The sequence below is a fragment of the Enterobacter sp. LM3 genome, assembly GCF_046622475.1.
GTDB classification, from domain to species: Bacteria; Pseudomonadota; Gammaproteobacteria; order Enterobacterales; family Enterobacteriaceae; genus Enterobacter; species Enterobacter cloacae_P.
In genome coordinates, this window is record NZ_JBJURN010000001.1 from 18,139 (window position 1) to 36,843 (window position 18,705).

General features: G+C 47.9%; 18 protein-coding genes. 5 read left to right on the forward strand and 13 right to left on the reverse strand.

The window, feature by feature from the left end; all coding sequences use genetic code 11:
* Positions 1 to 146 precede the first annotated feature (146 nt).
* The 4 genes from ACJ9N4_RS00075 to ACJ9N4_RS00090 form a co-directional block, all read right to left on the reverse strand.
* Complete coding sequence (locus ACJ9N4_RS00075) at positions 147 to 494, reverse strand: DUF6404 family protein (protein ID WP_182919760.1); 348 nt, start codon at positions 492 to 494, stop codon at positions 147 to 149.
* Between the two features lie 218 nt (positions 495 to 712).
* On the reverse strand, positions 713 to 1,639 hold the full coding sequence (locus tag ACJ9N4_RS00080) for a hypothetical protein (RefSeq protein ID WP_182919759.1): 927 nt from the start codon (positions 1,637 to 1,639) through the stop codon (positions 713 to 715).
* 679 nt (positions 1,640 to 2,318) lie between these two features.
* Positions 2,319 to 2,864 (reverse strand): immunity 42 family protein, encoded by a 546-nt coding sequence (locus tag ACJ9N4_RS00085; RefSeq protein WP_182919758.1) that lies wholly within the window; start codon positions 2,862 to 2,864, stop codon positions 2,319 to 2,321.
* Between the two features lie 71 nt (positions 2,865 to 2,935).
* Complete coding sequence (locus ACJ9N4_RS00090; protein ID WP_182919757.1) at positions 2,936 to 3,157, reverse strand: hypothetical protein; 222 nt, start codon at positions 3,155 to 3,157, stop codon at positions 2,936 to 2,938.
* 382 nt (positions 3,158 to 3,539) lie between these two features.
* On the opposite strand from ACJ9N4_RS00090, the gene ACJ9N4_RS00095 reads away from it, so the two are divergent.
* Positions 3,540 to 4,019, forward strand: a complete 480-nt coding sequence (locus ACJ9N4_RS00095; RefSeq protein ID WP_182919756.1) for an RrF2 family transcriptional regulator — start codon at positions 3,540 to 3,542, stop codon at positions 4,017 to 4,019.
* 66 nt (positions 4,020 to 4,085) lie between these two features.
* Here the strand turns inward: ACJ9N4_RS00095 and oqxB are convergent, their stop codons facing one another.
* Positions 4,086 to 7,238, reverse strand: coding sequence for a multidrug efflux RND transporter permease subunit OqxB (gene oqxB / locus ACJ9N4_RS00100; RefSeq protein WP_182919755.1), 3,153 nt, complete (start codon positions 7,236 to 7,238; stop codon positions 4,086 to 4,088).
* A gap of 23 nt (positions 7,239 to 7,261) precedes the next feature.
* Positions 7,262 to 8,437 (reverse strand): efflux RND transporter periplasmic adaptor subunit, encoded by a 1,176-nt coding sequence (locus tag ACJ9N4_RS00105; protein WP_182919754.1) that lies wholly within the window; start codon positions 8,435 to 8,437, stop codon positions 7,262 to 7,264.
* Between the two features lie 336 nt (positions 8,438 to 8,773).
* On the opposite strand from ACJ9N4_RS00105, the gene ACJ9N4_RS00110 reads away from it, so the two are divergent.
* The gene (locus ACJ9N4_RS00110; protein ID WP_182919753.1) at positions 8,774 to 9,136 is read left to right on the forward strand and encodes a helix-turn-helix domain-containing protein; all 363 of its coding nucleotides are present in this window, start codon (positions 8,774 to 8,776) and stop codon (positions 9,134 to 9,136) included.
* 9 nt (positions 9,137 to 9,145) lie between these two features.
* Here ACJ9N4_RS00110 and ACJ9N4_RS00115 read toward each other — a convergent pair whose 3' ends face one another.
* On the reverse strand, positions 9,146 to 10,021 hold the full coding sequence (locus ACJ9N4_RS00115) for a LysR family transcriptional regulator (protein WP_411500208.1): 876 nt from the start codon (positions 10,019 to 10,021) through the stop codon (positions 9,146 to 9,148).
* Between the two features lie 100 nt (positions 10,022 to 10,121).
* Between ACJ9N4_RS00115 and ACJ9N4_RS00120 the strand changes: the two genes are divergently transcribed.
* Entirely contained in the window at positions 10,122 to 11,108 is a 987-nt protein-coding gene (locus tag ACJ9N4_RS00120; RefSeq protein WP_411500171.1) for a nitrilase family protein, read from the forward strand.
* Between the two features lie 71 nt (positions 11,109 to 11,179).
* Positions 11,180 to 11,497: a YebG family protein gene (locus ACJ9N4_RS00125; RefSeq protein ID WP_182919750.1), complete on the forward strand. Its 318-nt coding sequence runs from the start codon at positions 11,180 to 11,182 to the stop codon at positions 11,495 to 11,497.
* 416 nt (positions 11,498 to 11,913) lie between these two features.
* Here ACJ9N4_RS00125 and ACJ9N4_RS00130 read toward each other — a convergent pair whose 3' ends face one another.
* From ACJ9N4_RS00130 to ACJ9N4_RS00150, 5 genes are all read right to left on the reverse strand, one after another.
* Positions 11,914 to 12,612, reverse strand: a complete 699-nt coding sequence (locus ACJ9N4_RS00130) for a lysogenic protein (protein ID WP_411500172.1) — start codon at positions 12,610 to 12,612, stop codon at positions 11,914 to 11,916.
* 160 nt (positions 12,613 to 12,772) lie between these two features.
* Positions 12,773 to 13,225: a hypothetical protein gene (locus ACJ9N4_RS00135; protein WP_411500173.1), complete on the reverse strand. Its 453-nt coding sequence runs from the start codon at positions 13,223 to 13,225 to the stop codon at positions 12,773 to 12,775.
* Positions 13,226 to 13,737: 512 nt separating this feature from the next.
* Positions 13,738 to 14,046 (reverse strand): hypothetical protein, encoded by a 309-nt coding sequence (locus tag ACJ9N4_RS00140; protein WP_411500174.1) that lies wholly within the window; start codon positions 14,044 to 14,046, stop codon positions 13,738 to 13,740.
* A gap of 347 nt (positions 14,047 to 14,393) precedes the next feature.
* Entirely contained in the window at positions 14,394 to 15,509 is a 1,116-nt protein-coding gene (locus ACJ9N4_RS00145; protein WP_411500175.1) for a UvrD-helicase domain-containing protein, read from the reverse strand.
* Entirely contained in the window at positions 15,506 to 17,158 is a 1,653-nt protein-coding gene (locus ACJ9N4_RS00150; RefSeq protein ID WP_411500176.1) for an ATP-dependent nuclease, read from the reverse strand. Before ACJ9N4_RS00150 ends, ACJ9N4_RS00145 begins: the two co-directional genes overlap by 4 nt.
* A gap of 482 nt (positions 17,159 to 17,640) precedes the next feature.
* Here ACJ9N4_RS00150 and ACJ9N4_RS00155 point away from each other — a divergent pair, with 482 nt between their 5' ends.
* Positions 17,641 to 18,105, forward strand: coding sequence for a SymE family type I addiction module toxin (locus ACJ9N4_RS00155; RefSeq protein ID WP_395122590.1), 465 nt, complete (start codon positions 17,641 to 17,643; stop codon positions 18,103 to 18,105).
* 84 nt (positions 18,106 to 18,189) lie between these two features.
* Here ACJ9N4_RS00155 and ACJ9N4_RS00160 read toward each other — a convergent pair whose 3' ends face one another.
* The gene (locus tag ACJ9N4_RS00160; RefSeq protein ID WP_411500209.1) at positions 18,190 to 18,693 is read right to left on the reverse strand and encodes a GNAT family N-acetyltransferase; all 504 of its coding nucleotides are present in this window, start codon (positions 18,691 to 18,693) and stop codon (positions 18,190 to 18,192) included.
* Positions 18,694 to 18,705 lie beyond the last annotated feature (12 nt).

The window sequence follows — 18,705 nt, forward strand, 5'->3', positions numbered from 1 at the left end:
TGGTGTTAAACATAGTTCAAAAACTATCGCTTAGCCGGAGTTGGCCCTGCCGGGTGCTGTGGTGCCGCCAGCGGGCGGCGGATGGGTGGAACGGCAGCGAGTGCCTAGAGTGGGCTTTAAGCGATGCTGATTCGTTTGCAAGTCATTTACAGGTTTTTCCAGTCAGGCAGATTATTGGCCTTTTTGCGCCATCCGTGAAACGCTGCCATCATCACGCCAAATAGAATCCCACCTGAGAGACTCCTTAATATCGCCCAGGAAGGTTGAACGCCCATACCTTGCCATGTGAAAAACCACATACCGAGTCCCCATACAAGACCAAATCCGAATCCCATAATGAATGTTATTTGCCAAAATGAAGCGAAAGGTAATGGCGGTATTCTTAGTCCTAACTTCCATAATCCACGCAACAGAGGGGGGGCATAGTTGCTGCGCCACATCTTTTTACTTTCCATAATGGCAAGTGCACGTTCCTTTTTTCGCTCAAAACACATCTTTTTCTCCCTGAATAACACTTTAACTGTTTACAGGATCTGTATTGTGATTGCCTGCATTCACATCTGAACTGTTCTGACTTCACTTAGTATTATAACTCAAAATATACCGTTTAAGTCCGCCACTCGCTCACAGCGGACCTTAAACTTCATTATGTTAAGAAGGTAACTGAACTCAATCTGCCTCGTAAGGAGCGTGAACAACATCGTCGTAATTTCTATGTTTCTCTCTGCCGTTCCGCGAGTGCATGTTTTGCTGCGCGTGATGCCCATTCATCAGATTGGTCCAGATGTTCAACCTCGGCCTCTGCTATCAGCGTGACACGGATCAGCGGAACTGAGCCAAAAGGTAAATTATCAATCCTGCGGTCATCAAGGCTGAGAATGATTCGGGTCAATGGGTGATATTCGTCTGTAAGCGTACAAAACAGGATTGCCCCATATTTTTCAACATCGTCAGCAACCTGATACCCATCTGCAACGAGATCGCCCAGACTAATCAAGAGAGAAGCCCAGTCATCCATCGGGTGGCTGATGGTAGTAGAAGCGTCTAATTCCATGAAAAGTTCGCAGCCCACGCCATTTTCCGGGTCTGCAATGCCGGCCCAGGGCGTCGAGAGGCCATCGGTGGCCAGCGTAAATGTCGTTTTGCTCATAATGTTGAGCACTCGACGATGGGGTCCGAACCAGTTCGTCTGGTTGTGTACGTTTGCGTCATCCCGTTCAGCTATAAAATCATCTGAGACGCTGCCATACCTTTCCCAAAAGGCTCGTCTTGCTATAGAGGCGGCCTCATAAATCGGGTCTTGAGGACCGCGCGGCACGATTGTCTTATCAAACAGTGTATCAACCGTAACGCGCCCGCGTATTAACGGTATTTTAGATCTTGTCCAGCGAACGATGACCTTATTAAAAGGCTGTAAATGTGATGCTTCAAGTTTCTCGACAGCCTCCCGTACCGTTCGAAGGGCGTGGTTCCCCTCTGCAATGTGACTCCCATCTGCATACATGTAGCCTCCAGTTAGTGAGGAGACGCCAGCCTGTTCGGTTATAAAGAACCATTCTCCGTTCACAGCGCCAACGGGTGCCTTGTCTAAGGCCGAGCGTAAGTCTCTTGCCGCATCAGCGTTTAAATATGCTGTCATGTCTGTCCTTTAGCTTCACGTCTTAGGTATCTTTTGTAGTTTACATTCCTGGCCCTGCGCGCCAAAGTAGCGCGCAGGTAGTCGAGAACATGAATGAATGAATGGCGACTGTTTATAAAAATACTCTCGTGGATGCAAAAGTACCAACGTCCGATTCTCGCTCACAGCGGACAGCCGTAAATCAGGCTATACCTGATCATTCCAGAAAAAAGCCGCCCGTAGGCGGCTTGTAATTATTTGCGTGGTTTACCAGCATCCGAACGCTTTTCTCGAACTCTACCATCATTGTTACGATCGCGGGGCTGTGTACCGCCGCCGGGTTTAGGAACAACTACGCCTGGATTAAGTGGTCTTCTGTCAGCCATATTTGCGTTTCCTAAAAGAATGGCAAAGTTGCCGTCTTTTTTGATACGCCTACTATCGTGACCTTTCAATCACTATGGGGTGAAATGTTGCGCATCATCAACTTTTCCATGATTCCACTCAGGGGGAACATTGCACATATGTCCATCCGCTTTGTGCCAGAAGCGGAAGTTTGCAACATGGTTTATGCCCATTGAGTAGAGGAATTTCGTGCATATTTAAGCTGAATACTGGGCGTTACAAACGCCCTCGCAGTGATTTTCTCAGATGAGGATATAAGTGGTTTAAATGCAAAATTCCTAGCCCTTGAATGTCATTAACGATCTGTTTGTAATAAAGAGGTGGTATACTCCTTAAAGCTTGAAATTATTTTATTAATTTCAATTTTTTCTATAATTATATCCTCTATAACAGGGCGTTTTATCTCTTGCCAAACGCGCCTCTCGCCATGTTCGACTAATTCAGATACCTTACCACCTAAGATTCTAACGAAATTTTTGTTCGAAACGGCAAAAAAACATGCCCCAGATTCTAAAATGATCGTGGTTGAAGCATTGAACTTACATATTCCATCAGGATATTCATCCTCTGGTGTGGGCTGTGGGTAAGCCATTTTATATAGATATTCAAAAGCTTTATCTGTTGATGCATTAAATATTTCATCATCGCATGGCATAGCTATAAGAGCATTTTCAGAATCAATGACATCATCATAATCAACGAATAAGGTTGATGTGCGGATATCATTAGGATACATACTCCCGTTCAAAAAGAAATAAAAGAAACCATTCTTTATAGAATCGCCCCACTGCGGAACGTATTCAATCCAGATTGCAAAACGATAGGGATCACCAAAAATCATAATATTCCTTTACCGAATAGTTTACCGATTTAGAGAAGTTTTGTTCGAAGCACATCAATGCTCTTAAGAATTTATGGTTTTTTATGTAGTAACCACTCATCCCAGGCATTTTGCGCATCAACATCGGGATAGCCTCGGCTTTTGATCATGTCCGTGGCAATCTCTGCAGGTAACTCAATAGCAGTAGCATTATCTCGAATCGACTCAACATCCTCTCGTGTCAATTCTCGTCCGAAGTCCTTCTCTTTGGTTTCAAGCAGCGCAACAAGGGCAGGGATAAACACAATAGCCATGATTTGCATTACTCCATAAATGATTAAATTTAATTCATTTTGGCATAGAGATCATGTCAATACATACCTTATAGCCACTATATAACTGGAAAATTTTATATTTAAGTTCGTTCGTGAGGTGCAAACGTCCGTTCCTCGCTCGTAGCGGACCTATACCTCTTCGCAACGGCATCGTAAATCTGAGTACTTCTGCAGAAGGTGGTCTCATGGTGACGGTTGATTTCCCGAACCGCACATTTAGCTAAACCGGAACAGGGTGTTTGATCGCAAATGCCGCAGATTGCTTCAAAAAAATTACCCTATTTGTTATATTGTTGTTTATTGCTTATTCACCTCTGCGGTGCCAAAAAGAACAAGATTCACCGCAACCCAGGACAGAAAAATGTTAGATTACCGCTTCCCGACAGCTTTGCAGATGGTTCTCAGCGTAGCGATGGCGGAGCAATTGGGTGAACGTTCGACGAGTGCGATTCTGGCCTACGGCCTGGAGGCGAATCCGAGCTTCATCCGCAAATTGATGGTTCCGCTGACGCGTGACGGCATTATCGTCTCAACGCTTGGCCGTAACGGCTCAATTCATCTTGGTCGCCCGCCGGAAGAGATCACCCTGCGCGACATCTACCTTTCGGTCATCGAAGATAAAAAGCTGTGGGCGTCGCGCCCTGACGTACCAGCCCGCTGCGTGGTCAGCGCTAACGCCTGCTGGTACTTTAAATCGATATCCGAAGAAGCGGAGCAGGCTTCGTTAGCGGTATTAGCCCGCCATACCGTGGCAAGTGCCCTGGAAGCGGTCAAAAACGCCGATAGCAGCGGATGCGATCCGCTCCCCGATCTTATTGCCCAGTATCAAAAAACGTCGTAACGCTTTACCTGGTGCAAAAAAAGCCGCCTTCACAGTGAAAGCGGCTTTTTATTATCTGCAATGCCCCTACGCGGGCAGCACTTCCCTTTCCACTTTGCCGCGCGTGACGAATTTACGCAGCGTCACGTAAAACACCGGCGTCAGGAACAGACCAAACAGCGTCACCCCCAGCATACCGGAGAACACGGTGATCCCGGTGACGCCGCGCACTTCTGCGCCTGCGCCGTGGCCGAGGATCAGCGGAATGGTCCCGGCAATAAAGGCGATGGAGGTCATCACAATCGGGCGTAAACGCAGGCGGCACGCTTCCAGAGCAGCCTCCATGATCCCTTTGCCCTGAATTTCCAGCTCGCGGGCAAACTCCACGATAAGGATCGCGTTTTTACAGGCCAGCCCCATCAGTACCACCAGCCCCACCTGCACGAACACGTTGTTATCGCCACCGGTCAGCCAGACGCCAAACAGCGCGGAGAGCATAGTCATCGGAACGATGAGGATCACCGCCAGCGGCAGCGTCCAGCTTTCATACAGCGCCGCCAGCACCAGGAACGCCAGCAGCACCGCGACCGGGAAGACGATCAGCGCCGTATTGCCCTGCGTGGCCTGCTGGAAGCTCAGGTCCGTCCATTCAATATTCATCCCGTTTGGCAGGATCTGCTTAGACATCGCATCCAGCTGCGTCATCGCCTGCGAGGACGAGAGCACGCGCGGGTCGGCATCGCCAATCAAATCCGCCGCCGGGTACCCATTGTAGCGGATCACCGGATCCGGCCCGTAGGTGGTCGTGATTTTCACCATACTGCCAATTGGCACCATTTCGCCCTGGTTATTACGGGTGCGTAAATTCGCAATATCTTCCACGCTGTCGCGGAACTGCCCGTCTGCCTGCGCCATCACGCGCCAGGTACGCCCGAACTGGTTGAAGTCATTCACGTACGACGAGCCAAGATAGGTTTGCAACGTACCGAAAAGATCGGTCAGCGACACGCCCTGCGCTTTCGCCTTATCACGGTCGACCTGCACGTCCAGCTGCGGAACGTTCGCCTGATAGGTTGAGATCGGGAAATGCATTCCCGGCGTCTGCATAATCGCACCGGACATGGTGTTCACCGCATTTTGCAGCGCGCCATAGCCCAGACCGCCGCGATCCTGGATGTAGAGAGAGTAACCCGACCCCTGACCCAGCCCTAAAATCGGCGGCGGCAGAATGGAGAAGCCAAAGCCCTGCTGGATTTGCGCGATTTTCGCGTTGATCTCAGCGTTAATTTCCGCCGCAGAATGTTTACGCTGATCGAACGGTTTCAGGCCAAAGAAGACCGTCCCGGTATTCGGCGTGTTGGTGAACTGCAGCGCATTCAGCCCTGGAAACGCGACCGCATAGTCCACGCCTTCGGTATTCATCCCGATTTCGCTCATTTTGCGGATCACCGCATCCGTACGCGCCAGTGACGAGCCCTCCGGCATTTTCACGCCGCCAATCAGGTACAGCTTATCCTGCGTCGGAATAAACCCGCCGGGTACCACTTTAAACATCACGCCCGCCGCGCAGAGCAGCAGCAGATAAACCACAAACACCGCGCCGCGTCGTCCCAGCGTTTTACCCACCAGCCCCTGATAGCCGTTCGAGCTGCGGTGGAAAAAGCGGTTAAACGGACGGAAAATCCAGCCAAACAGACGGTCGATAAGCCGGGTCGGGAAATCTTTCGGCGCGCCGTGCGGTTTTAACAGCAGTGCCGCCAGTGCCGGAGAGAGCGTCAGCGAGTTAATCGCGGAGATGACCGTTGAAATCGCAATCGTCACCGCAAACTGCTTGTAGAACTGACCGGTCACGCCAGAGAGGAACGCCATCGGCACAAACACCGCGCACAGCACCAGCGCAATTGCGATAATCGGCCCGGACACTTCCCGCATCGCCTGATGCGCCGCCGCAAGCGGAGCAAGCCCCTCTTCAATATTTCGCTCGACGTTTTCCACCACCACGATGGCGTCGTCCACCACAATACCGATGGCGAGAACCAGCCCGAACAAGCTCAGGGTATTCAGCGAGAAGCCGAGCAGGTAAAGAATGCTGAAGGTACCCACCACCGAGACCGGCACCGCGATCAGCGGAATGATCGACGCGCGCCAGGTTTGCAGGAACAGAATAACCACCAGCACAACCAGCACGACCGCTTCCAGCAGCGTTTGCACAACCGCACGGATGGAGTCGCGCACGAAAACGGTCGGATCGTAAGGTGCCGCCCACTTCATGTCCGCCGGGAATCGCGTGGACAGTTCGTCCATTTTCGCGCGCACCGCGTTAGACAAATCGATGGCGTTCGCCCCCGGAGACTGGAAGATACCAATCCCGACCGCGTCTTTATTGTTCAGCTGGGAGCGCAGCGCATAGCTGCCGGACCCCATTTCGATACGCGCCACATCGCGCAGGCGGACGACCGTCCCGTCCTGCGACGTTTTCAGGACAATATTGCCAAACTCTTCTTCGGTATGCAGACGGCCCTGGGCGTTAATGGAGATCAGAAAATCGCTCTCTTTCGGCAGTGGCTCAGCGCCAAGCTGCCCGGCGGAAACCTGTACGTTCTGCTCCTGCATCGCCGTGACCACATCCGAAGCGGTCAACCCGCGTGCCGCCACCTTGTTGGGATCCAGCCAGATGCGCATCGCGTATTCGCCGGAGCCGAAAATCTGAATCTGGCCGACGCCAGGCAGACGCGCCAGCTCGTCCTTCACTTTCAGCGTGGCGTAGTTGCGCATATACAGGGAGTCGTACTTACCGTTGGGCGAAAACAGATGCACCACCAGCGTGAGCGTCGGCGACTGTTTCTGGGTGGTAATGCCCAAACGCCGCACGTCTTCCGGCAGGCGCGCTTCGGCCTGCGCGACCCGGTTTTGCACCTGAACCTGCGCCTGATCCGGATCGGTGCCAGGACGGAAGGTGACGGTGGTCACCAGCACACCATCGGAACCCGCGACGGATTTCATGTACATCATGTTCTCAACGCCGTTGATCGCCTCTTCCAGCGGCGTCGCCACGGTCTCGGCAATCACTTTCGGGTTGGCACCCGGGTACTCCGCGCGTACCTGCACACTTGGTGGCACGACGTCAGGATATTCGCTTACCGGCAACAGCGGGATGGCGATTAATCCTGTGATAAAAATCAGAATCGACAGTACGGCGGCAAAAATCGGCCTGTCGATGAAAAAACGGGAAAAGTCCATGGGTTGGATTCTCGGGTAAGGGATCAGTTGAGGGCGGCGCTGGCGGTCATGGCAACGGTTTTCGCGTTAACCGGCATACCCGGCATAAACACTTTTTGTAAACCCTCGACGATGACTTTATCGCCAGGGTTCAGCCCCTGCTGCACGATGCGTAAACCGTCGGCCTGACGCCCCGGCGTGATGTCGCGGCGCTGCGCTTTCCCCTCTTTATCCACGATATAAACGTATTTACGATCCTGATCGGTCAGCACCGCTTTGTCGTCGATAAGCGTGGCTTTGAATTCCGCGCTGCCCGGCAGACGTACGCGGGCAAAAAGTCCCGGCGTGAACTGCCGCTGCGCGTTATCCAGCAGCGCACGCATACGGATCGTGCCAGTACCTGGCGTGAGCTGATTATCAAGAAAATCCACTTTGCCCTGGTGGGGATAACCCTCCTCACCCGTCAGGCCAATCTCAACCGGAAGCGCCGTGTGATTGCTGGACGCCCCCTGCCCGCTGCGGGCCAGATTTTGATAGTGAAGGTAGGTCGACTCATCCACGTCAAAGTAAACGTAAACCGTTTTCTGCGAGACCAGCGTAGTGAGCACGCTGGCGGTGTCGCCCGCAGTGACCAGATTGCCGCTGGTGATCAGCGCCCGGCTGGCGCGGCCATCGATAGGCGCGGTGACTTTGGTGAAATCCAGGTTGAGCTGCGCGGCATCAACCGCCGCCTGTGCGGCGCGAATATCGGCCTGCGCCTGCGTGGCGGCCGAACGACGCTGCTCCCACTCTTCACGGGAGACAACGTTGGTATTGACCAGCTTATCAGTACGGTTAGCCTCACTTTGCGCAAGGCTGGCCTGCGTTTTGGCTCTTGCCAGGTTCGCCTGCGCCTGTTCCAGCGCCGCGCGATAGGTTCGGTCATCAATCGTGAACAGCACCTCACCCTTCTTCACTTCCTGACCGTCAATGTAATTCACCTGATTAATGTAGCCGGAAACACGTGGACGTAGCTGAACGCTCTCCACCGCTTCAATCCGGCCGTTAAAGCTATCCCACTGGCTAATGGATTTCACCACCACGTCAGCGGCACTGACGGCGGGCGCAGGTGGCGCGGCATTTTGCGCGACGCTGTTATCGCATCCGACGAGCAGCACGGAGAGCAACATGACCCCCAGCGCGCTCAGATGAAAATTACCCCAGGTTTTTTGCAGGCTCATTATTTTTATTCCGGTATTGGTAGCCGCCGGGCAAGACGCTGCGGGAGACGCAGCGCCACTTCCTTTGTCCGGTAGCTGGCTTAAGGCCATTTGTGTCGTTCATCGCCACAAAACTGTAACAGTTGCGAATACACTATCCCGGCGATTGTAGGAAGGCGCTTAACTAAGTGCAAGAATAATTGTTGCACTTTATGTGCTATTTGAGCCGATGTGAAAAGACCCGTTTCGGACAGGGATTTAAATGCAACAATAAAACTTGCAATTACTGCAAAAACGCGCCACCTTTAAATGCAACAAACAAAGATACTTTTATACAGGCTGCGTGGAGGTAACCAGATGAACACTGGCGCATTTATGCATGATTTACTCGACTGGATCGACAACAACCTGGATAGCCGTCTGGACATTGAGTCCGTCGCCAGGCGCTCCGGCTACTCAAAATGGCACCTCCAGCGCCTGTTCAAAGAACATACGGGCTATCCCCTCGCCGGGTATATTCGCGCGCAAAAGCTGCAAAAATCGGTTGAGCGCTTAACCCGCAGTGATGAACCCATTCTGAACGTGGCGATCGCGCTGGGTTTTGACTCCCAGCAGTCCTTCAACCGCAGTTTTAAGCGCCAGTATGGTCAGGCACCAGGGGCATGGCGACGGAGTTTGGGTGGCCCGGACATGCAACAGCTACGTCAGCAGTCCAGGTAGTGCGAATAATTACCCGCCATCGACAGAAATGCCCTTTCGTATGCTGGCAATAAAATTGTCACGGATGACATCCTCCTTGCTTGCGTCCCAGGCGATGCCCACCTTCCAGCGTATTGACTCCCCGGTTAACGGAATCATCACCAGTTCCGGCGGCGCGATATGCGTAACGCTGGTGGGCAGCATGGCCACACCGATACCCGCAATCACCATCGCGACGATAGTTTGTATATCGTCAGTCAGTTGAGTCGATGAGATGAAAAGACCGTTGTCATGCAAAAAGCGGTCAATCTGCGCATTTAAACCCTGCCCTCGCTCATCATAAAGCCGCAACAGAGGGCGTTTCGTTAGCCACTCAGCAGCAGACATTGTCGGCGACGTTGCGGGCGCAACCAGAACCAGCCGGTCGGTAAATAACGGCAGGTATTCAAGCGCCACGGGGGGAGGAACCCTGACAAATCCCACCTGTAGCTCATCATTTTGCAATAGCTCGTACTGCTGGAAGGAAGGGAGATCCGTCAATGACATCTCGACTCCCGGGTAGTCCCGACGAAAATCAGCGATACAGCGTGGTGCCAGATAAAAACTTGAGAGACCGAACCCAACGGCGATATGCCCCTCCACGCCTTTTGATACCCGCTCAGCATGCTGCATAAATAACTGGGTTTGCCTGACCACTTTTTCAGCCTCTGGCAGCAAACGCCTGCCGCCGGCCGTCAGTATTGCGCCGTGACGACCTCGTGAAAAAAGGGACATATTCACCTGAGATTCGAGGAGATTAATCTGTTTGGTCAATGCCGGTTGCGAGATAAACAGCGCCCGCGCCGCATCGGCATAATTTCCTTTTTCAGCCAGTATCAAAAAGGCTTTGAGCAAACGGATGTTCAATTTTTCATTCCAGATGGTTATCGAAATAAGAAATGAATTGATTATACAGTTATTGGTAATCGTTATGTAATTCAGTTTCGATGACCACTGGAGACGCATCATGAACGAACCTCAATCCTTAAAAGCGGCAACCGTACAGTTTCAGCACCAGGCCAATAACAAAAAATACAATCTGCTGATAATGGAGAAATTTATTGAACAGGCGGCGCATGAGCAGGTGAAAATTCTCACGTTCCCTGAAATGTGTATCACCGGCTACTGGCATGTACCTAAGCTCACGGCAGCGGAGGTGTCTGCTCTGGCAGAGCCGCTTGTTGATAGCCCTTCCCTGACGTTAATTCGCTCTCTGGCGATAAAACATCAAATGCTTATTGGTGCTGGTCTTATTGAAAGAGCCGACGATGGCCGCCTTTACAATGCGTATGTGGCCTGTATGCCGGACGGCTCAATGCATACGCATCGTAAACTCCATGCTTTTGAACATCCGGCCATCAGCAGCGGGGACAGCTTTACCGTTTTTGATACGCCCTGGGGAGTGAAAGTCGGTATCCTGATTTGCTGGGACAATAATCTGGTCGAAAATGTGCGTGCGACGGCATTGCTGGGCGCAGATATTCTTCTCGCGCCGCATCAAACAGGTGGTACCGATTCCCGCAGCCCTCACGCGATGAAGCCTATTCCGCTGGCGCTCTGGGAGGAGCGGGAAACGCGCAAGGAAGAAATTACGGCTGCCTTCAAAGGGGCAAGCGGTCGGGAATGGCTAATGCGCTGGCTGCCTGCCCGTGCGCATGACAACGGCTTATTTATTCTCTTCAGCAACGGTGTGGGTGCAGATGATGACGAAGTGCGCACAGGTAATGCAATGATCCTCGATCCTTATGGACGGATCATTGATGAAACCTGGGCGGCTGAAGATACTATGGTGAGCGCTGAACTGGATTTAAGCCTGCTTGCAATGAGCACCGGACGCCGCTGGATCCACGGTCGTCGTCCTGATTTATACCAGATACTGACACAGCCGCAGGGCTATGAGCGTGATGCGATCAGCGCACGGTTTTCGAATATTCCCCCTGCTCGCCAGGAGTGAACGCACTTTTTAGCTGCAACATAAACCCGGAACCGTTATACTGTATATAATTACAGTATGAGGTACGCATAATGGCTGTTGAAACAAAATTTGTTGTTGTAAGAAAAGGTGAAGAGAAAATGACATTTGCCAGTAAGAAAGAGGCTGACGCTTACGACAAACTGCTCGATATGGCAGACGCGTTCACCGACTGGCTGTTGCAAAGCGGAATGCAGATGGATGAAACGCAGGCTGAAAATCTTGGTCTGTATCTCGCCGAACAGAAAGAGACCGTGCAGCATATTCTGCGAACCAGCAAGCTTCCCGATCTCCATGCCCCAGCTGCAACGGATAATACAGAATCCGATGCGGCTGACACGAAAAAAATCAGACCAGTGAAAGCGGCCTGATTGTCAGAAAAATCATCACCGATCCTGGTGCCGTAAGCGGTTATCTGCTTACGGCTTTTTTGCTGTCTGTAGGGATCCACTGACCTGCCCCCCGTTGAGTAACACACTGTTATGTTTGAAATGTGCCCTCGGCGACCAGAACAATTTTGTACTTCCGCGGTTCGCTCGCAGCGGACCTTGGGACCGTGCTTTCTGTCCGTTCCGTGCCATAATCGGACTTTAAATAAATAGTTTGCATATAAATCTTGACGCGATGTATTTAAACTCATCAATGATTAAAAAATGGATTAACTAAAAACCATTGAGTGTATTCTTTATTAATACCCCTGCTAGAGCCAATATAAAACCTCTTCACTTAACATGGCTTTAACTTATTTACAACTGTGGTGGCCCGGCATAAGCATGAAATTTTAAAATTATATTTTTCCATATTTTACACCGTTAAATCTAACCATATCAGGATCAAGGAAATTAATTAAATCAATTAACGCATGCTGTATTTTTGTTAACCTTTTTTTATAGCTTTCGATATTTTTTGTCATATTTAATACTTCATTATTTAAATCTATAAAAAATGGCTCATTGATAAAGCAGTTTGCCTTTGTGAAACCACCGTAGCCTATGCAATCAAATCCAGCATCTGTTGATATCAACATCTTTTCAGCAATAGCCCTCTGCTCTCCTATGAAAAACATAAAATAATGACCGAGGCTATCTGTTTGAATTAATGAGCTGATATTATTCTGTAATCCAATAAATTCCCTCATTTTATTGTTTTTTTCCAAACTGAGGTATTGAATATCTATTCTGGCAGCTTCTGTCCATGCAAAAAATTGGGAGAAAAGAAAAACGGTATTGTTGATGACATAATCTTGTTGGCGTTTATTTCCGCTATTATAAAACCCTTCAATGAACCCACCCTCCAATATATTATAAATCCGACTTTGCAAATCTGACGCAGAGCGGATTAAAGGTTCAATATAGTATTGATGTTTTTTCCTTGCGTCTAGTGATTCATGGAGCTTGTTTATTCTACTCTGATTATAAGTAGATATAGCGATAGAGATTAGAGCTATTGCACCACTAATAACGCTTGAAATTAATACCGCATTCATCAAAAATTCCTTTTATTTTTGTATAGTTAACGAAAGGATAATATAGTATTTGATGCCATGAGAGTCAAATAACATAATCATAGTATGATTGGTTGTGTGGGATACTATTGCATCTAAAACCCGATGCAAACTGACATAAGCCATGATTTATAGTTATTAGTCAGTAAATTCGTAAAGCATTCATAGCATTCTCATCATACTCCCAAAACTCCACGCCCTCTGGGATAAGGTGTTCAAATCTATTCACATAATATTGGCATAAGGTTTTATCATTTTTTTCTCTTTTATCTTTAAGGGTAAACATTATTTTACGATAATCAATTGGTGAAAAATGGAAGTATAACATCGCTTCATTCCATACAGTCAGTTTGGCACTTGGTACATTATCTCCTACTGTCCAGCGATGAGATTTACACTCAACTATAATTTTTTGTTTGGAACAACCTAAATCAAATCGATGAGGTTTCTTGATACCACCTACTCCCACCATTACTTTATGATTCTGTTCCAATAGAATTCCTTGCCCTCTGAAAAACAATTGTGCTTTAAGCTCAAAATCAAGACCAACGTGAGCGTTAGACACAGAACCAATACGTTGAAATGCCTTTCCCATCAGAATAAACTCCTTAGCAATATTTTTTATCCAAACTATTTTACACGAAAATCGTTTAACCATTTTATACTAATGTAAGAGTGAGCTAATACTATTAGATATACATGTAAGTAATAACATAACGTAAACATTATAATCCATACATTCTTCTCTTTTAGCCTTGAGCGCACTAAATATATGCTCAACGAAGCATGAAGGGTCCGCTCCTTGCTCATGGCTGCCCTTCAACCTTACTGGAACGATATAAGTTCCCACAGACATTAACTTTTTCGCCAGTAAGTCTCTAAACAATCTCAATTGCGCCTGGTTCACCATGCCAAGCCATGCAACTTAAACAATCACACCGCAGTCAAAATTCATATTTTCTGGTGTGTTGCTCATCGGTTGACCGCAGGTCTGGCAATTGTTTACGTTCACTGGAATGACATCCTGTTTAGGTTTTCAGTTCTATGTTGCTTAACATAACACGGTAAGATCGCTCTTCGCTCGAATCAGTCGATGCCGGGTTCTACTTACTTTTTGTGTACACTCGCTTTCCGGCGGTTCTCAATCATCCTGATATACATATCCCGAAGCTCCTTATTCTGCTTGATTACCATTTCCTTGGGCAAGGATTCTCTCTCGCTATTCCATTCATCAACGACACCCTGGCACGCCTTATAAGCTTCATTAACAATATTCTCAGCAGGAGCCATCGTGTTGATATAGGGAATAGTATGTTTGTTTAGGCATACGGAGATTGGCGGGCCATAATCATGATCTTCGGCATGTAAGGTAATAGCAATAAGTAGTGTAAACAACGTTAAAAATCTCAATTCCATTTTCCCTGCTAAACGATGCACCGTGAAATGATTGTCTTCTGTGGAATTATCGGCTTTGCACAATAGATCTTTAGTTGCCCAACGAAGTTATTATACTTATGTTATGACTGCTGACACAAAACCTGACAGGTGACAGATCTAATGTCTTGATATCATGTTATAAATCGACAACATCCGCTATCCGCTGTGAGTTCAACGGGTCAATGAGTGTGTTACATCCATCGGTTAAACTCACATGTCACAGCGGACCTTCATCTCAGTTAGCTCGACCGTTTAGTGCTAACAACAGACATCTTAATAATTTAATAATAACAGAACGTGGATTATGGCTCTGGTGCGCACAAAAATTATCCAGTTGCGTAAATATTCATTCCGTTCGAGTTGAATGCTGCACTTTCATCAAAAACAATCGCAATACTTTTAACTGGTCTAGTCAGGCCGACATACAATTTAGCTCGCGTATCATTTGTGAGAGCAGAAGAGTTATCCTGAAACCACTGAAGCATGGGCTTGGTCGGATAGATAACCACACGATCAAATGTCAGACCTTTAGATGTACCAAATGTAAAGACCGGATAGCGTTCATCCACAGTTCGTTTCTTATCCCAACGCAGCTGAACGGGATTGAACGTTTCCAGATAATGGTTCAGGAGCTTCTCAGGTAATAGAAAAATGCCATCATGCCCTGAAAGGCTCCTTACGTTAGAGATTGACGGTGTAAAGTCAGGGTAAAGTTTGTTGGAAAAGTCATTGATTTCATGAAAGCACCGGAAGTTCTCATTCAGCATTTTGTCATCAATTGTGACTCCTGCCGCCTTGTCATCAAAGAAATTCACGATTGCAGCTTTTTTGTACTTCGCATTTTTCTCGGTATTGACTGTACTGTATGTGGCCTGACGCGGGTCGCCAACCAGTATGATTTTAATGGGTGACCTGAACAGTGTTTGAAGAATTTCAAGATCGTAACCAGCGAGATCCTGAACCTCATCCACATAAATTTCATCAAAACACGATGCCAGCCGAGTGATGACTTTTCCGTCCGACTTTTCATCACAGCGAAGAGAGAGTTTGGACATTTTATCGGAGTAAAGCTTAAAATCAGAACTGAAATAGTGATACCTGAAATCTTTTTCTCCCCAGTAGATGGGTCTCCCCGCTACCTTATAAGGCTTTTGACCGGATTTGCTGCTGCAAAGAAGCATCCCTTTGACATCATAGTCAAATAAACATCCCTGATAGGGTTTTATCCAGTGTTTAATCAGAAAGGAAAACCATGTGATCACATACAAATTAGGTGGAACATATCCATTCTCTTTAATGATTTTGACATTTATTTCATCCCGGCAGGCCTCGGTGAAAGTGGTAATCAGAATACGCTTGCCTAAAATGGATGCTTTTAATGCTTCCTTTACTACAAAGGTGCTTTTGCCTGCTCCGGCAGAGGCGATGATGACTTTATTCATTTGATTGCATCCAAAATGTACTGCGGATACTGTACACTTAGCGCCGCAGTATTCTTATAGTTAAATATCTTCAATGCGCAATCTGTTTTATTAGCACGCATATAAATGCGTAAATCATCATCAGTAGTATGTGCAGTCCCTAAAATGACATTAAGGTTCACCCTACTATTCACCTTCAGCAATTTAGGCTCAAGCGTATTGTAATTATATTTTTTTGTGCCCACCATCAACGTACCAGTATCAACAATCGGGTCAACACAGATATCAATGTGTGGTTTTTTATTCGCCCCCAGATAGTCGCTGTATTTTTTCTGGATTGCGACAAAATCGCCATCATTGTCCGTTACGACACAGGTGGGTTTATCGATAATCACGGCTATTTCCAAAAATCTCAGAAACGAAATCCCCACTGAGATGACTTCAATCCCCTCCTCAACGGGCAGTCGTCCCAGGTTCGCATCCATGTAAGCCTTCTGGACAACAAGTTCGTCCGAATCACCTTCAACCAGAATCGCTTTCTTACACAGAACCATTCGAAGCGTATCGTAACCCGCAATCTTTTCGAAAAATTCTTTCGTGTCTGGTGTTAGCGATGCCAGCTTGGTCGTCTTACGGTTTGAGAGAAAAATCAGATCACCAAGACCGAGTTTGTTCGCAACGAAACTACTGTGAGTCGTAATGATGATTTGTTTACCTTTACAGTTGTCTTTGATGGTCTTGATGAGCAGATTAAGCTTGGTGTGAGACAGGTTATTTTCAGGCTCTTCAATCAGAATGACATTCGACTCTTTCGCTTTATTGTGCGAGAGCGCCAAATTGGTCTTCACAATGCTTTGCTCACCCTTTCCAATGTAGTTAAACGGAACATCATCTAGGCAGGTAATCAGACTTGATTCCCAAGCTTTTTGAGAGGAAAGCTCAACCGAGATCGTGACTCTTTTACTGGTGATCTTACTTGCACTAATAATTTTCTTATTAATAGTTTCAATAGACTTGTCTGATATGAAGGCTTCTTTCATCTTACGATGAGACTGAGAAACACTTATGACCTCATCGTCCGTCAGCAAATCCTTGATTATTCTGCTGATGTATACATCTGACCCATTATTACCTCTGACCGAAGATGAATCGATAAACGCAGACTTGAGGGGGATGTTACGTGATGAAAGTGCATCCCTGCTGAAGCTTTTCCACTCAATATCGTAATACTCGATAGGCAGTGTCTTGATATCTCCGACTTTCAAAAGTGCCTCATAGGCAGCCTTATAGTCCTCGTTAAACTTGATTTTGAATACTACCCCCACTGATGATGACTTCAAGCAATTACCATCGCCTTCCAGGAAAACGGTCTCAGGCGTTTTTTGGAAGTGGAGTTCAACGAATAGCGCTGGTGGTGGCAGTCTGGTTACAGTTGCGAGGCTGGCTAAATATTCCTTCACTAATTGATCATTAAAGAGATATTGGCTGATGTTGTTCTTGACAGGTTTCCCCGCATACAACCCCGTTAAACCCAAGTTGATAGCCTCAAGGATGGTACTTTTCCCCGCTTCATTATCACCAACGATAATGTTCACTGACTCATTGAACTCGATGCAGAATCGGTCTTTGAAACCCTTAAAGCCCTCAATAATTAACCGTGTAATAACCATTAACATCTCCATTATATGTTATGTACAATCGATTCAGGAAAATATACTTAATGAAAAGTGGATAAGGATTTATGACAGCAAGTTAAATATCAACCGAGTAATTGACCTGCCCTATTTCAATACAATACGCCAATGTTAGTAATGCTTCTATCAGCTGTAGGGACAATTGTGAACTTTCGCCCTTCCCTCATAGCCCACTAAACAAAAAATGCCCCCTCAGCCATACCCCTCTTCAACCATGAAAACCATCATTTACAGCCCCCCACTCCCCCCCACACCATTCCTCGAGCCGCCTCGCATTTTCACTATTTTCCCCACCATTTACCCCTGTGTATTTATCCATAGGGGGTATAATCGGTGTACTGAACCGATCAACACAAACAGTGAGTTTTATACAGGAAAGTAGATAAACGAGATCGCGGTATAAAGATGGTGGAACACCTTTATACCGCTAACCACAAACAACTAAGCAGGAGTTGAATATGGCTGCGAAGAATTTTATGCCAGAGCGGGCTGTTGCCCAAACGAAAAATGCAGTATTTGAAAATAGTGAAGAAATTCGCGAGCAAGTATGCAAAAAGAACCCACGGACGTTGCATGGGGAGCCAACCCATTCCGGGCGTGTTCACGCGAGGGATGAGTCGGGTTCATCATGCGGTGAGCTGTATACGCGAATGGAGCGCAACTATCTGCCGCTGTCCGGTGACTGGCTTTCCCGCGCCGGGTTTACGTATGGCCGGGCGGTAAAAATCCGCGTGATGCCGGATTGCATTGTGATCACCCCGCAGAATTCCCGCGAGCTATGGGGATGTTTAGAAGGGTTAAGCGCAGTGTATACCAATAAGCAGAAGGTGAAAGCGTGGCTGTCGACGTTCCCGGGAGCACTGAATGATACGGGTGATTTGCCGGAGCCCAAACGCATGAACGGGGTTGTAAAACCACAATAAACGCTCACCTGCGATCCCGACACCGCAGGGCGAGGTGGTGCATCAGGATCCGTGATAACGCTAAAGCCCTTCTCCGGGAGGGCTTTACTCGTCTGCTTCAAACAATCGTTCGATTGATTTCGTGGGATAAAAAAGCGAATTGCTGTTTTCACCGGATAACGGGATAAAACCTTGCTTCAGATAAAATCTTTTTGCCTGCTCATTAAGTGCATCAACAAAAATCCCATGCACGTCCACAGCCTGCGATGCCAGGTAGACAACCCGCATAGCGTGCGTGACGAGTGTTGTCCCCCACTCATTCCCCTGCAATTCTTTATGTACCGCTAAACGGCCTAAAGTCACACCTGGGACGTTTGTATAAGGAATTCTGCGCTGCTGGGTTTTAGAGGGTAACAATGCTTTCTCAAAACAACTTCCGGACAACGTGTAGTACCCCAGCACACGAGGATGGTCACGATCTTTGAGTAGATAGCCTCTTAAAATACGCCCATTGTGCTGACGCACCAGATGCTCTGTGAGGAAGGAATTGAGTGAGGGCTCACCACAATCGAAATCCTCGAAAGTGTAATCGGTTCCCTCTGAAAACATGTCGATCGTGAG

Bases quoted from the DNA above. Each gene is read 5' to 3' on its own strand.
- ACJ9N4_RS00075 (WP_182919760.1), bottom strand. From the start codon at position 494: ATGTGTTTTGAGCGAAAAAAGGAACGTGCACTTGCCATTATGGAAAGT.
- ACJ9N4_RS00080 (WP_182919759.1), bottom strand. From the start codon at position 1,639: ATGACAGCATATTTAAACGCTGATGCGGCAAGAGACTTACGCTCGGCC.
- ACJ9N4_RS00085 (WP_182919758.1), bottom strand. From the start codon at position 2,864: ATGATTTTTGGTGATCCCTATCGTTTTGCAATCTGGATTGAATACGTT.
- ACJ9N4_RS00090 (WP_182919757.1), bottom strand. From the start codon at position 3,157: ATGGCTATTGTGTTTATCCCTGCCCTTGTTGCGCTGCTTGAAACCAAA.
- ACJ9N4_RS00095 (WP_182919756.1), top strand. From the start codon at position 3,540: ATGTTAGATTACCGCTTCCCGACAGCTTTGCAGATGGTTCTCAGCGTA.
- oqxB (WP_182919755.1), bottom strand. From the start codon at position 7,238: ATGGACTTTTCCCGTTTTTTCATCGACAGGCCGATTTTTGCCGCCGTA.
- ACJ9N4_RS00105 (WP_182919754.1), bottom strand. From the start codon at position 8,437: ATGAGCCTGCAAAAAACCTGGGGTAATTTTCATCTGAGCGCGCTGGGG.
- ACJ9N4_RS00110 (WP_182919753.1), top strand. From the start codon at position 8,774: ATGAACACTGGCGCATTTATGCATGATTTACTCGACTGGATCGACAAC.
- ACJ9N4_RS00120 (WP_411500171.1), top strand. From the start codon at position 10,122: ATGAACGAACCTCAATCCTTAAAAGCGGCAACCGTACAGTTTCAGCAC.
- ACJ9N4_RS00125 (WP_182919750.1), top strand. From the start codon at position 11,180: ATGGCTGTTGAAACAAAATTTGTTGTTGTAAGAAAAGGTGAAGAGAAA.
- ACJ9N4_RS00130 (WP_411500172.1), bottom strand. From the start codon at position 12,612: ATGAATGCGGTATTAATTTCAAGCGTTATTAGTGGTGCAATAGCTCTA.
- ACJ9N4_RS00135 (WP_411500173.1), bottom strand. From the start codon at position 13,225: ATGGGAAAGGCATTTCAACGTATTGGTTCTGTGTCTAACGCTCACGTT.
- ACJ9N4_RS00140 (WP_411500174.1), bottom strand. From the start codon at position 14,046: ATGGAATTGAGATTTTTAACGTTGTTTACACTACTTATTGCTATTACC.
- ACJ9N4_RS00145 (WP_411500175.1), bottom strand. From the start codon at position 15,509: ATGAATAAAGTCATCATCGCCTCTGCCGGAGCAGGCAAAAGCACCTTT.
- ACJ9N4_RS00150 (WP_411500176.1), bottom strand. From the start codon at position 17,158: ATGGTTATTACACGGTTAATTATTGAGGGCTTTAAGGGTTTCAAAGAC.
- ACJ9N4_RS00155 (WP_395122590.1), top strand. From the start codon at position 17,641: ATGGCTGCGAAGAATTTTATGCCAGAGCGGGCTGTTGCCCAAACGAAA.
- ACJ9N4_RS00160 (WP_411500209.1), bottom strand. From the start codon at position 18,693: ATGTTTTCAGAGGGAACCGATTACACTTTCGAGGATTTCGATTGTGGT.